Source organism: Nostoc sp., from assembly GCF_036916985.1.
GTDB lineage: Bacteria > Cyanobacteriota > Cyanobacteriia > Cyanobacteriales > Nostocaceae > Nostoc.
Genome location: NZ_JBALFD010000035.1, coordinates 44541 through 57714 on the forward strand (window position 1 = coordinate 44541; position 13174 = coordinate 57714).

General features: G+C 41.2%; 8 protein-coding genes. 5 read left to right on the top strand and 3 right to left on the bottom strand.

All coding sequences use genetic code 11. The features are described 5' to 3' along the window. Positions 1–71: 71 nt before the first annotated feature. The gene (locus V7L07_RS12950; RefSeq protein ID WP_335058346.1) at positions 72–2369 is read right to left on the bottom strand and encodes a response regulator; all 2298 of its coding nucleotides are present in this window, start codon (positions 2367–2369) and stop codon (positions 72–74) included. A gap of 228 nt (positions 2370–2597) precedes the next feature. Between V7L07_RS12950 and V7L07_RS12955 the strand changes: the two genes are divergently transcribed. The 3 genes from V7L07_RS12955 to V7L07_RS12965 all read left to right on the top strand — a co-directional run bounded on the left by V7L07_RS12955 (position 2598) and on the right by V7L07_RS12965 (position 7754). Continuing rightward, the gene (locus V7L07_RS12955) at positions 2598–3068 is read left to right on the top strand and encodes an NADAR family protein (protein WP_179065750.1); all 471 of its coding nucleotides are present in this window, start codon (positions 2598–2600) and stop codon (positions 3066–3068) included. A 552-nt stretch (positions 3069–3620) separates the two neighbouring features. Further along, entirely contained in the window at positions 3621–6374 is a 2754-nt protein-coding gene (locus V7L07_RS12960; RefSeq protein WP_335058349.1) for a GAF domain-containing sensor histidine kinase, read from the top strand. A gap of 432 nt (positions 6375–6806) precedes the next feature. After that, positions 6807–7754 (top strand): NAD-dependent epimerase/dehydratase family protein, encoded by a 948-nt coding sequence (locus V7L07_RS12965; RefSeq protein WP_335058351.1) that lies wholly within the window; start codon positions 6807–6809, stop codon positions 7752–7754. Positions 7755–7968: 214 nt separating this feature from the next. Here the strand turns inward: V7L07_RS12965 and V7L07_RS12970 are convergent, their stop codons facing one another. Further along, the gene (locus tag V7L07_RS12970; protein WP_335058353.1) at positions 7969–10497 is read right to left on the bottom strand and encodes a mannose-1-phosphate guanyltransferase; all 2529 of its coding nucleotides are present in this window, start codon (positions 10495–10497) and stop codon (positions 7969–7971) included. 471 nt (positions 10498–10968) lie between these two features. Between V7L07_RS12970 and V7L07_RS12975 the strand changes: the two genes are divergently transcribed. Both V7L07_RS12975 and V7L07_RS12980 read left to right on the top strand, forming a co-directional pair. Then, the gene (locus V7L07_RS12975; protein WP_335058354.1) at positions 10969–11220 is read left to right on the top strand and encodes a type II toxin-antitoxin system HicA family toxin; all 252 of its coding nucleotides are present in this window, start codon (positions 10969–10971) and stop codon (positions 11218–11220) included. Continuing rightward, positions 11220–11432 carry a type II toxin-antitoxin system HicB family antitoxin gene (locus tag V7L07_RS12980; RefSeq protein WP_335058356.1) on the top strand — a complete coding sequence of 71 codons (213 nt, stop codon included), beginning with the start codon at positions 11220–11222 and terminating at the stop codon, positions 11430–11432. Before V7L07_RS12975 ends, V7L07_RS12980 begins: the two co-directional genes overlap by 1 nt. A 254-nt stretch (positions 11433–11686) precedes the next feature. Here V7L07_RS12980 and V7L07_RS12985 read toward each other — a convergent pair whose 3' ends face one another. Further along, entirely contained in the window at positions 11687–12748 is a 1062-nt protein-coding gene (locus V7L07_RS12985; protein WP_335058358.1) for an L-histidine N(alpha)-methyltransferase, read from the bottom strand. Positions 12749–13174 lie beyond the last annotated feature (426 nt).

Sequence of the window (13174 nt, forward strand, 5' to 3'; positions counted from 1 at the left end):
CCCCAGTCCCCAGTCATTTTCATTCAAGGCTGTGAAACTTGTTTCATCGGGAGTGCCTTTCTTGATAACAATTAAAAATTACGCCCAGCGGCAACTTGGTATAGTGATTGGATCGTTAGTCCATCACTAGGGTATTCAACTACAGCAAAATTACATGTTACCTGAAAGCGATCGCCATCGAAGGCTGTAAATATTTGCTGGCGGAGGGTAGTTAAAATGTCGTTAAGGCGATCGCTGATTTCTGTTTTGGTTAACCCAGAAACTCCCATAACAAATTCACCATTACCCCAATAACCCAGCACTTCACCACTGCAAAATCCCAATTGAAATAAACGACTCCATCTTTGTAATACCTGGTTTCCAGCCTGATGACCATATTTAATATTAATTTGCCGAAAATCAGTCACGCTTAAGATTGCCAAGCAAACAGATTGCTGATTTTTCTCGGCTTGAGCAATTAGATGCTGCAAGTCGCGGTTAGACTGAAACTGATTTGCTAATCCGGTTAAAGAATCTTTGGTAGAAAGGGACTGTAGTAAACGGCTGCGTTCTAAACGATGGGTAATGCGTGTCAATAATTCTGCCCCAACAACAGGTTTAACCACATAATCATCGGCCCCAACAGCAAACACTTGCTGCACAGTTTCCATCTCTCGGTGAGCAGTCAGAAACACAATTGGTAATTCCTGCCATCGGGGATCGGTACGAACTGCTCGGCAAAGTTCGATACCAGTTACATGAGGCATTTCTACATCCAAAATCAACAAATCTGGTGTAGTGGATTGCAGTACTTCCCAGAAACGTAGCGGATTCTCTAATCCGGTCATTCGTATACCCCAAGGTTCTAACATTGGGCGCAGTGTTGCTAAAATTAGCGGGTCGTCATCTACTGCTAGTATATTTACCCGTAAAGAGCGAGTACGTTGTAATAGTTGAGACGAAACATCCCAAACCTGAGCAGCTGTTACAGGCTTAACCAGAAAACCCCGCGCCCCGTACTGAGCAAAAGTTACCCGTTCTACTAACTCATCAGTGGCAGCCAGCACGAGAACGGGTACGGGTGGGGTACGTGTTGCTAAGTCCGAAAGTAATGCCAAGCTTTCTTTGCGCCACCCGGCATCATCGACATTTAAGACTACTAAATCGGGTGATGTGGTTTGTAGAAAGTTTTTTGCCTCTTCTAAGTTGGAGATTTGCTGCCAGCCCTCAACCAGTTGTTGCAACTGATCACCTAGTTGCGGATTGGGGTCAATTAATATCAATCGGGTACTAATTTGGGTTGCGATCGCACCCGAAATCTGATTATCGGCATTTTGCCCCATCAGCTTGATTAAGCTACCCAAATCTTCAATCAGTGACAGCAATTGCCGCTTTTCACCTGCGGCAAAATCACCATCTTTACCTAAAATCTGTTCAATCTTCCGTGCTATTTGAGTGCCATTGTCTTGCTCAAACATTCCCAAGACACCAGCTAGTTTGTGCGCCTCTCGTTCTGCCGATTGCCGTAATTCCTTAGTCAGCGTTTTACGAGACAAAGCGGCTGCTAATTCTTGCAACACCGTCAACCGCTGCACCATCAACCCCTGATATTGCTGCCACAAGCCGCCCATTGCTTGCTTAAACTGCTGTTCAACATCACGATTAGGGATTTGAGGTTTTTCTTTTTCCCCCTGCTCCCTGCCCCCTGCTGCCTCTCCTCTTCCAGGATTCAGCCGATATCCCAAACCATAAACATTTTCAATCCAGTCTACTGCTCCGGCTGCTTTCAACTTTTGCCGTAAGTATTTAATGTGTGATTTTACAGTCTCCTCTTGGGGTGGATCGTCAAAAGTCCACAGGTGTTCAATGATATCCCCCCGACTAAAAACACGCGATGGATTCCGTAGAAATAGCTCTAGTAAGCTGTATTCTTTGGCTGTTAATTCCAGCAATTTGTTGTTATATTTAACCTCGCAACTACTGGGGTCTAGTCGTAGTGCGCCTACTTCCAGTATTGGGGTACGGGGGCGATCGCCCCGACGGATTAGTGCCCGTATCCGTGCTTGCAGTTCTTCCAAATCTAAAGGTTTGATCAGATAATCGTCTGCACCTGCATCAAGTCCCTGAATCCGCTCTCTATTACCATCTTTCGCCGTCATCAGCAAAATGGGAGTGAAACAACCACCAGAACGCAATCGCTGACACAATGTAATACCGTCTAGTTTCGGAAGTCCAACATCTATTAGGAGCAAGTCGTAGTTAGTACTTTGCGTGTATTCCCAACCCATTTGTCCGTCTTGTACTACATCAACAACATAATGTTGTTTAGTAAGCGACTTCAACAAGACACTTGCTAAAACCTCTTCATCTTCGATTAGCAAGATTCTCATCTCACCCGTCCAAAATTTAATTTGCTACTTCACCCAAAAAAATAGTACAGTAGGTGGTTATTTTTCTACAAGAAAAAAATATCAGAAGTTAGCTGGTTCTAGGAATTGTGTAAAGTTGTGTAAAATAATTCCCTTAACCTAATGTTAAAACCCTTCATCCAAAGGAACGGTTTTGAACTCTAAACTTTCAGTTACCCTGAAATTGATATATAAAAGAGCAATTTTCAAATGACCATTTACTTTTATAAGGTTTGGCAGCCTTATGGCTGTTTTTCTAACTTTTCTCCCCACGGAATCCACATTGAGGGTACTTACTGGCCAACGGTTGAGCATTACTATCAAGCACAAAAGTTTGTCGGCAGTACAGATGCAGCAATTATACCCCTCATCCATGCCGCTGCCACCCCAGAAGAAGCTGCCATTTTGGGAAGATGTAGCACTCGCCAACTCCGTCAAGACTGGAATTTGGTCAAAACTCAAATTATGCGAGAGGCTGTACTCAAAAAGTTTCTTACTCATACTGATATTAGAGAAGTTCTCTTGAAGACAGGTGATGAGATTTTGGTGGAAAACTCTCCAACCGATTCTTTTTGGGGCTGTGGTGCTAATCAAGCCGGTCAAAACTATCTCGGTAAAACTCTCATGAGTGTGCGTGAAGAAATTCGTAATTTACTATCTTTAACGGTAATTTACGAATAATTTAATCAAAATAGTTACATTCAATATAAAGTCGGCAATTAAACGGGGAATATAGAAATTCCCCAGTCAAAAATATTTGAAAAATTTACCAATAATTTAGTAAGTGATTATAAAAAATCTTAATTAATTGAACTTATGGGCAAAAATGATAAAAAAATATTTTTAATTTCACTAAATTTTTTAGGCACTAATTTAAGTGAAATTACTGGAATAGTTTAATGGCTGAGAAGATAAAATTAATAAGTGTCAATGATTAAACTTTTCTGAACTTTAGATTTGAGATGATACTTAAAAGTCTTTAATGATACAGCATTTTGATATCTCTCTAAATCCACTTTAGAAGGGCTACGGGGTTCAAGCAAAATATCTGATGCTTTTCAAATATCCTCTGATCCATTTCCAAAAGTATTTACAATAAATGTACGCCTCTAGTAATACATTTGTAGTAGAAATTTCTGGAAAGATGGTGAAAATCAAAGCATTGTAAGTTAGAAATTATTATCAGGGACAATTATATAAAAAATTATACTTAAGTCATGGTGTATATCAGCAATGACACTTAGCGAGAAACCAAACGGGTTGCAGCAAAGTTTAGACCAAGAAAGTTTACTGCACCGGATGACAAAACAGATCAGGCGATCGCTCGATCTTCAAGAGATATTAACGACTACTGTGAGCGAAGTGCGTTTATTTTTGGGTGTAGATCGGGTAAAGGTATATCGCTTTGGTGCTGATGGTAGTGGTGAAGTCATTGCTGAATCTATTTATGAGCAACGTCTGCCGTCTTTATTGGGGTTACGCTTTCCAGTTGATGATATTCCAGAAGCCGCCAGAGAGATGTTTTTGTTAGTTGGGCAACGTTCAATTGTGGATGTGGCAAATGAGAAGATTGGGCTATCGCCTCTACAGTCAAAAGAAACTGGTAAGCGTCTACAAACTAATATCTACTATCGGCAAGTCGACCCATGCCATATTCAATACTTAAAGGCAATGGGGGTACAGTCTTCGTTGGTAGTGCCAATTTTAGATTATGATCCACAAGAACAATCAGCAAAGCCGAAATTGTGGGGATTGTTGGTATCTCACCACAGTGAACCGCGAGAAATTTTGAAGCGGGAACTGACAGTATTGCAGCAAGTTGCTGACCAGGTAATGATCGCGATCGCTCAAAGTAATCTACTCACCATAGCCCGTGCCAAGCAAGAGCGAGAAGCTACTATTAATCGAATGACCACACTATTACATAAACTGCCGACAATCCAATTACAGGGAGCGCTAGAAGAAGTTATTGCTGCCTTTAGTGGAGTCGGTGGCAGACTTTACATTGAACAGACTGGGGAACTATATACTTGGGGCGACCAACCGACACTCCCTTACGAATTAGATAATAGTATTCTTGAACAGCATCCTATGTGGCAAAACTGGATGACTGAGTGTAAACAAGGTGATATTTGGTCAACCCCTGACCTCTACAAAGAACCACGTTTGCGAATTTTGGCTTTAGCGTTTCGTTCTACTCAAATTCGCGGACTCATGGTAATTCCTCTATATTACCGTGAAAAATTTATCGGTGTATTAAGTATTTTTCGCTCTGAATTTGAAACAGAAATCTTATGGGCGGGACGATGCGATCAAAGTCGGCGACAACTATTACCCCAGCTTTCCTTTGATGTTTGGCGAGAGCAAAAAAAGGGGCAATCACCTGAGTGGGAGTCAAAAGACATCTTATTGGCGCAAGCCTTATATGAGCATTTCTCAATGGCAATTGAGCAACAGCAAATGTATAAACAGGTACAAGCCCTGAATACTAACCTAGAACAGCGAGTGCAAGAGCAAACTGCTGAACTCGAAAAATCATTATTGTTTACCAAAGTCATCAAGCAAGTTACAGAGCATATTCGCCGTACATTAGACTTACAGACAACCCTGCAAACTATCGTCCGGGAAGTCCGTCCCATACTAAATTCCGACCGAGTGCTGATTTTTGAACTGAAGAGTAAATCGGTAATTGTGGAAGAGATTAATGGCGATTGGCAGTCAGTTATAGGAGTGAATGCACCACTAGAATGCTTTCCTGATGAGTATACCCGTCTATACTTTCAGGGACGGGTACGGGCAATTAACAACGTTGCAGCGGCTTCTTTAAGTGATTGTCATCGAGAGTTTTTGGAGAGTCTGCAAGTGCAAGCAAACTTAATAGTTCCGATTAATATAGGTATTGAACTATGGGGTTTACTAATTGCCCATGAATGTGAGGCTCCCAGAAATTGGCAAGATGCAGAAATTGATTTATTGCAACAGTTAGGAGATCAGGCTGGGCTTGCTATTCAACAAGCACAACTCTACAAACAAACCTGTGAGGCTGAAATTGCAGCCAGAAATCAAGCTGTTCAGGTAGAGCATACCCTACGTGAACTCCAAGAAGCACAGACAAGATTGGTTCAGACCGAAAAAATGTCTGGCTTAGGACAGTTGATAGCAGGTATCGCTCACGAAATCAATAACCCCGTTAACTTTATTTACGGTAATCTCTGCCACGCCAGTGACTACACCGAACAACTCCTAGAAATTTTACGTCTCTACCGACTACACTATCCCCATCCCCATCCTGAAATTAGCGCCGCGATCGAAGCGATCGATTTTGAATTTTTGCTAGAAGACCTCCCCAAAATCCTGACATCAATGCAAGTAGGAAGCGATCGCATCCGTTCAATAGTGTTGTCGTTACGCAATTTTTCTCGCTTAGATGAGGCTGAAAACAAGCGCGTAGACATTCATGAAGGTCTTGACAACACCTTATTAATTTTGCAACATCGGCTAAAAGGAAATGTTGGATCTCCACGCATTGAGATAATCAAAGACTATGGCAACATTCCACGGGTAGAATGCTATGCCGGTCAAATGAATCAGGTATTCATGAATATTTTCAGCAATGCTATAGATGCTTTGGGAGTGGCGAGTCGGAAGTGGGAAGCAGGGAATAGGGATGAGGGAGATAAGGAGAATAACTCATGCCCAATTCCAACTATTCAGATTGCTACTAAAGCCTCAGCAGACAACTCTCGTCTGTTGATTCGTATTAGTGACAATGGGCCTGGAATGACTGAAGAGGTGAAAAAGCGAATTTTTGACCCGTTTTACACTACCAAACCCGTGGGCAAGGGTACAGGTTTGGGACTGTCAATTAGCTATCAGATTATTGTCGAAAAACATGGGGGAATAATGGAGTGCATTTCAGAACCAGGCAAAGGTACAGAGTTCTGGATTGAGATTCCCATTAAGCCTCCAGCCAAAATAGTTAATTAAAAGGGACTGGGGATTAGGGATTGGGGACTGGGTGTAAAATCGAAAAATTATGGTGCTTGCTCTTACCCACCACCAAATTTTAAAAAAATGTAAGTTCGACTGGTTATATCATGTCCACCCAAAAGACCTCTAAGAAGGTTTTACTACGCAAAACCTGTCCCTCTCCGAGTCGGAGAGGGACAGACTTGAACTTTAGTTCAAGGCAGGGAGAGGTCTGTCGAACTCACGTTAAAAAACAATTCCTGATACCCAGTACCCAGTAACTAGTAACTAGTACCCAGTACCTAGTACCCAATACCCAGTCCCCAGTACCGGAGCGGGGAGGAGTTGAAATAATTGAGTAAAAAATCATCTTCAGGTAATGACGATCATTGATTACAAGTATTAACCTGTGAATATGCAGATTAATGAAAATATCAAAAAATAAGCAACATGGCTAAAATTATTATTACTGGAGCCGCTGGCTTTATTGGCTCTCATCTTACAGAAACATTGCTGCAACAAGGAGAAGAAGTGATCGGGATTGATGAATTCAATGATTACTACGATCCGATGTTAAAGTTTAAAAATATTGCACACTTACATCAGTCACCTGGCTTTACTTTAATTGAAGGAGATATGCAGTTTTTAGATTGGCAGCAGCTCCTAAAAGATGTTGATGTAGTTTACCATCAAGCCGCCCAAGCAGGTGTTAGAGCAAGTTGGGGTAAATCTTTTCGAGGTTATACAGAACGAAATATTAATGCTACACAAATTTTGCTAGAAGCAGCTAAGGATGCTAAACAACTGAAAAGGTTAGTGTTTGCTTCTTCATCAAGTGTATATGGTGATGCGGAAACATTACCTACCCATGAGAGAATTTGTCCTCAACCAGTTTCTCCTTACGGCATTACGAAGTTAGCAGCGGAGTTTTTATGTGAAGTGTATCATAAAAACTTTGGCGTACCCTGTGTGGCATTGCGTTATTTCACAGTTTATGGCCCTAAACAGCGCCCAGATATGGCATTTAATAAGTTTTTTAAATCCATTTTGCAAGATGAAGCGATTCCTATTTACGGCGATGGACAGCAAACGCGGGAGTTTACCTTTGTTAGTGATATCATTGCCGCTAATTTAGCGGCCGCCACCGCACCCGAAGCAGTGGGAGAAATCTTTAATATCGGTGGTGGTAGCAGAGTAATTTTAGCAGAAGTTTTGGATACGATTGAAGAAATTGTCGGGAAACCAATTAAAAGAAACCACATAGAAAAGGCGATAGGAGATGCCCGCCACACGGCTGCTGATGTATCTAAAGCGCAGAAACTCCTGGGATATCAGCCACAAGTTTGCCTGAGAGAGGGTTTGACACGGGAATGGGAGTGGATTAAGTCGTTGTATTGACTCTAGACAAGTAGGGATTGGATTTTAGGTTTTATCTAACAGTCAAGCAGGCTTTTGTGTTGGGTCGTTTCAGCAAAAGTTAGACATTAAGTAGAGAAACAAAAGACATCTCCAAAAAAGAACGTAGAGATGTAGCAGTGCTACGTCTCTACAAGGGTTCTGGGTAACGCATATTTAATTTCTGGAGATGTCTAAAATTAATGACATTGCGTAATTACACTTCGGCGGGTTGATATTCTTGCTGTCTTTCCACAAACGACTGGACACGGGCGCGGTAGTTTCTCACAGTCTCATCTACCCATTCGCGATCGTTGCTATTTGCATACAAATGCACCAGTGGTTCGCTGGCATCTGGTAAAACTAACAGCCAACTGTCATCATAAGGTTGACAAATTTTTACTCCATCGATTAACTCTAGGTTTTGGGCTGGGTGAGTTTCCACTAAGTAACGCATCAAAGCACCCTTAGCTGTCCACGGGCAACGGACTGTATAAGTTTTGTGAATTACACGGGGCAATTCCGATCGCGCCGCCGCAAGCGATCGCTCTTGTATAGTTAACATCTCAATGATCTTGGCAATGCAGAACATGGAATCAAACCCCGGATGCAGTTGCGGGAAAATAAAACCAGTCTCTCCACTACCTCCCAAGACCACATTTGGGTTTTTCTGACAAGCCTCCATTAAAGCTGTCGGGTTGGCTTTGGTGCGAATCACTCTGCCATCATGGCGACGGGCGACTTGTTCAATGGCACTGGAAGCATGAACTGGTACTACTACTGTTCCTCTGGGGTTAGCCGTCAGAATCATGTCTACCATCAGTGCTGTTAAAGTTTCTCCACGAATTGGGTAGCCTGATTCATCAACTAAAATTAGTTGTTCCCCATTCGCGGATACTTGCACGCCAAAGTTAGCTTTTAATGCTTCCACTACATGACCTAACTGAGTCAGCAATCCTTCGCGGTCAGTGATTGACATCGCCGTTTTATTGACACTGGCATTCAACACCACTGCATCAGCGCCAAATTTATCCAACATTTGGGGTAAAACTGCCCCCGATACTGCATAGACATAATCAATCACCACTTTTGCCCGACTGTTGCGGAGTGTATGAACATGCAACAATTTTTCAAAAGCAGTGCAGTAGCGATCCATGACTTGGCTAGGATAAGATACATCACCAATTTCATGAATTAGCGCCCGCCGCATATCTTCCTTAAAGTAGGCCCCTTCAATTTTCTTTTCTAGGGCTTTGGAGATATTAATGCCTTTGGCATCCATGAATTCAATCAAAATATAATCAGGGCGATCGGGGTGTACCCGCACATGGATACCACCAGCTACCGACATTGTGGGTATAACTGTACGGGCAATGGGAATAGCTGTGGCATCGAGATTTTGAATATCAATACCTACTGACATTAAACCAGCAATGAGCGATCGCGTCACCATCCGAGAAATATTACGCTGGTCGCGGGAAACGGTTACTTTAGAACCGGGTTTCAATGTAGAACCGTAAGCAGATCCCAATTTCACAGCGAATTCTGGGGTGATGTCAATATTAGCTAATCCTTGGACACCACGTTGCCCAAATAAATTTCGTTGGGCGGTGTTTCCCCAAATCAAGTTAATGTTTAAAACTGCCCCTGACTCAATTTTTTTACTAGGCCAAACACGCACACCAGGGCTAATTTGGGCTTCTTCTCCTACCGTGGAAAGGGAACCCACAACAGCAGCTTCTAATACATGGGCGCGGCGGTCTACACGAGTGCCACGGGAAATCACACAGGCTGAAAGATGCGCTTCTTCGCCAATAAATGCCCCATTCCACACTATGGGACGTTTGAGATTCGCATCAGCGCCAATAGTGACATTATCTCCAATGACGGTTCCTGCCTCAATTTGGACTCTTGCACCGATGCGGCAATTATCACCAATCACTGCTGGGGTTTCAATCACAGCCGTCTGGTCAATGTAAGTATTTTGACCTACCCATAATTCATGAGAAACTTCTTTGTAGGCGAAATCGAGATTTACTTTCCGATCTAGAGCGTCATACTGAGCCTCACGATAAGCATCTAAGTGACCAACATCACACCAGTAACCTTGAGCAATGTAACCATACATTGGCTCATCTTTTGCTAGTAGTAAGGGAAATAAGTCTTTGGAAAAGTCACATTCAATGTTTGCTGGCAGATATTCCAAAACTTCGGGTTCGAGAATGTAAGTACCAGTATTGACGGTATCGGAAAAAATTTCACTACTAGAGGGTTTTTCTAAAAATCGCCGAATCCGTGCTTCCTCATCGGTAATCACCACTCCAAACTCAATCGGGTTGGGAACCCTGGTTAAAATCAAAGTAGCTTTTGACTTCTTTTGTTTGTGAAATGCGATCGCAGCTGTGAGGTCGAAATCTGTTATGCTATCACCGCTAATGACTAAAAAAGTTTCATCAAGAAGTTCGGCAATGTTTTTCACACAGCCAGCTGTACCCAAAGGCTGATCTTCTTCAACCGCATAAGTCATCTGGACGCCAAAATCGCTGCCATCTTGAAAATAGTCTCGCAAGACATCAGGTAAATAATGCAATGTCGCAATTACTTCTGTAATGTCATGCCGTTTGAGGAGATTGATAATATGTTCGGCAATTGGTCGATTTAGAATCGGCACCATCGGTTTCGGCAGATCGCAAGTTAATGGGCGAAGCCGCGTTCCCGAACCCCCTGCCATCAGTACTGCACGCATAAATTCTCCTTAACTAATTACAGCCTTCGCTGCTGCAAGACTTATGAGATATTTTTTATTCTTCCTTCTTTAGTCTCCTATGGATATTGATATTTGAGGAACTTCCATAAGAGGCATCTAAGTAAGTCGGTGCTAATATTTCCAGCTATGTTAAGGAATTTTAATGTAGGGTGTGTACGTTTTGGTCTTGATGTGCTGACTTTTGAACAACATCCTGTGGCTTAACTCACATAAGGCGTAAGTTTTAAACCCCTATTGGACAATAATAACAGGCATTAGGATTACCATTTGAGTCTTAGTTCTGAAATTGAGTTTATAATCGCCTGTAAGTCTTGATTTTAAAGGGAAATTTTGGGGTTTAATTAAAATTTCAGCATAACACCTACTGAAGAACCATAATAGATTTGCTTTTGTATACCCTGATTTTAAATAAATATGAGACTATAGAAACATTAAGACAGTCAGAAAAACGTGAGTCAGCAAGACAAAATCTTAGAAAAAATTCTCTCTGGGACTTCTGATACAGACATCCCTTTTGCCCAACTGTGGCAACTTTTATATACATTAGGCTTTGAGGAACGCATTCGTGGCGATCATCGTATTTTTATCAAAGCCGATGTTGAGGAAATATTGAACCTACAACACAAAAAAGGAAAAGCCAAAAGCTATCAAATTAAACAAGTCCGGGCAGTGATTATTAAGTATAAGCTAGGAACTAAATAATGATGTTTCGGTATGAAATTATTCTCTATTGGAGTGAATTAGATCAAGCTTTTATTGCTGAAGTCCCAGAATTATCAGGCTGTGCTGCTGACGGGAATTCCTATCAAGAAGCCCTGCATAATGTAGAATTGGTTGTGCAGGAATGGATAGAAACGGCTAAAGATTTAGGGCGTCCGGTTCCTGAACCTAGACCGCGTTTGATGTATATTTGATTGATACACAAGCTAAGTCGCGTCGCTTTGCTCCGAATTCAAAATTCAAAATTCAAAATTAATGATTCCCATAAATAAATTTAGGGGCTTGTATCCTTTTCGTTTTCGTGGTGTTCAGATCCCCGACTTCGCAGAAGTTGTCGGGGATCTAGCAGCCCAACAAAATTAATGGGACAGACTAGTAGGTTCTCGTTGTAGAAGTCAATTTTTTTAACAAGCCACAGAGAAGCCAAGGTCTATTCTAATTGAAAAGCTTAGTCACTGGCAATCTTACAAATCACCATGATATGTGATTTGTATTTGTCAGTAGTATAGTGAATAAGTTGTAGTCCAGAACGTTCTATTTCTTGCAAAAGTTTAGGCATTTCATACTTGTGGTGTCGCCAGATAGTAATCTCTTCACCTTCAGAGATTTCAATTTTTTTATCTATCCCTATCCGACTAAAATTGATAGTGTGATTATGACGGAGTTTGAGATTAGCAACTATACTATCTGTTTTTAGATCGTACTTTCTCACTAGTTCACAATCTTCAGATTTAATCCCAATCTTATTTTTAACCCATCCATATATTTCTTCTACATGATACTTACAGCCGCCTCTAAATATTCCATCCCATGTAGAGTTAGAACCAGTTTCGTTGGTGAACACTAGAAAATCATTTTTTCCCATACTATCTCTAAAATTTTTGAATACCTCGTCTCTATTTTGATGATTTCCAATAGTAACTCCTAAGTGTAAAAATATTTTTGCTGTGTCGTCAATTTCAAGATTAGTTTGATTTTGAAACAAAGTTTTAGGTACACAACTATTTTCTATGTCAATTGTAGAACTAATAAATTTGACTAGTGGAAACCACTTTTCAAAATTATTTCTGGATACCTGAAGCAATTCATCACTAATATCTAAGGCAATATATTTATTAACTTTCCCTAATTTATTGAGTCTCCGGATAAATTTTTTAACAGGATAGGAATTTCCGGCACCAACGTCTACAATATTGACTCTCTCGCCAGTTTTGATATTGCTATTCAGATATTTAAAATTACTCTTTAAAAGATCAATTTCTACATTTGCTCTTCCATACCATTTAGGAATAACATATTTTAGATAAAAATCGTCCCAAATTTTTGCACCTCTACCTTTATAAGAATACTTGAGAGGTATTTCTCGTCTAACTTCTAATGCGTCAATGATTCCTAAAACTTCTGCTTCAGAAAAAAGAGAGTAGAACTCAGAACTTGGCTTGGCTGTGCGACTGATGGTAGTTGAGATATCTGAGGGAAGTTGGGAATTGCTATGAAAATTTTGAGCCATTATTTTTGTTCTTTGGTTTTCTTCGGTCTGGAAATGGATGAGCCGCAATGCTTGCCAAACAGGTATTCTCCCATACCACTGTCTCAAAACTCAGAATTTCCACCAAAAATAGAAGGTTAATCTAACGTGAATTCGATTGCTCATATAATATCTACCCAATTTGCTCAATCAAAAAACCTCTAAGAAGGTTTTACTACGCAAAACCGTCCCTCTCCGAGTCGGCTACGGTGTACACACAAGTCTTTGAGAGTTGCCTCACAGCGTTTAGATCCCCCCTAACCCCCCTTAAAAAAGGGGGAACCAGAGTCAAAGTCCCCCTTTTTAAGGGGGATTTAGGGGGATCTTCAACGATTTTGGTTTTATACAAAGATGTGTGTACACCGTAGCTCCGAGTCGGAGAGGGACAGACTTAAACTTTAGTTCAAG

What these genes read in the sequence shown, in the direction of transcription:
- V7L07_RS12950 (WP_335058346.1), bottom strand. Translation starts at nt 2,369, where the DNA reads ATGAGAATCTTGCTAATCGAAGATGAAGAGGTTTTAGCAAGTGTCTTG.
- V7L07_RS12955 (WP_179065750.1), top strand. Translation starts at nt 2,598, where the DNA reads ATGACCATTTACTTTTATAAGGTTTGGCAGCCTTATGGCTGTTTTTCT.
- V7L07_RS12960 (WP_335058349.1), top strand. Translation starts at nt 3,621, where the DNA reads ATGACACTTAGCGAGAAACCAAACGGGTTGCAGCAAAGTTTAGACCAA.
- V7L07_RS12965 (WP_335058351.1), top strand. Translation starts at nt 6,807, where the DNA reads ATGGCTAAAATTATTATTACTGGAGCCGCTGGCTTTATTGGCTCTCAT.
- V7L07_RS12970 (WP_335058353.1), bottom strand. Translation starts at nt 10,497, where the DNA reads ATGCGTGCAGTACTGATGGCAGGGGGTTCGGGAACGCGGCTTCGCCCA.
- V7L07_RS12980 (WP_335058356.1), top strand. Translation starts at nt 11,220, where the DNA reads ATGATGTTTCGGTATGAAATTATTCTCTATTGGAGTGAATTAGATCAA.
- V7L07_RS12985 (WP_335058358.1), bottom strand. Translation starts at nt 12,748, where the DNA reads ATGGCTCAAAATTTTCATAGCAATTCCCAACTTCCCTCAGATATCTCA.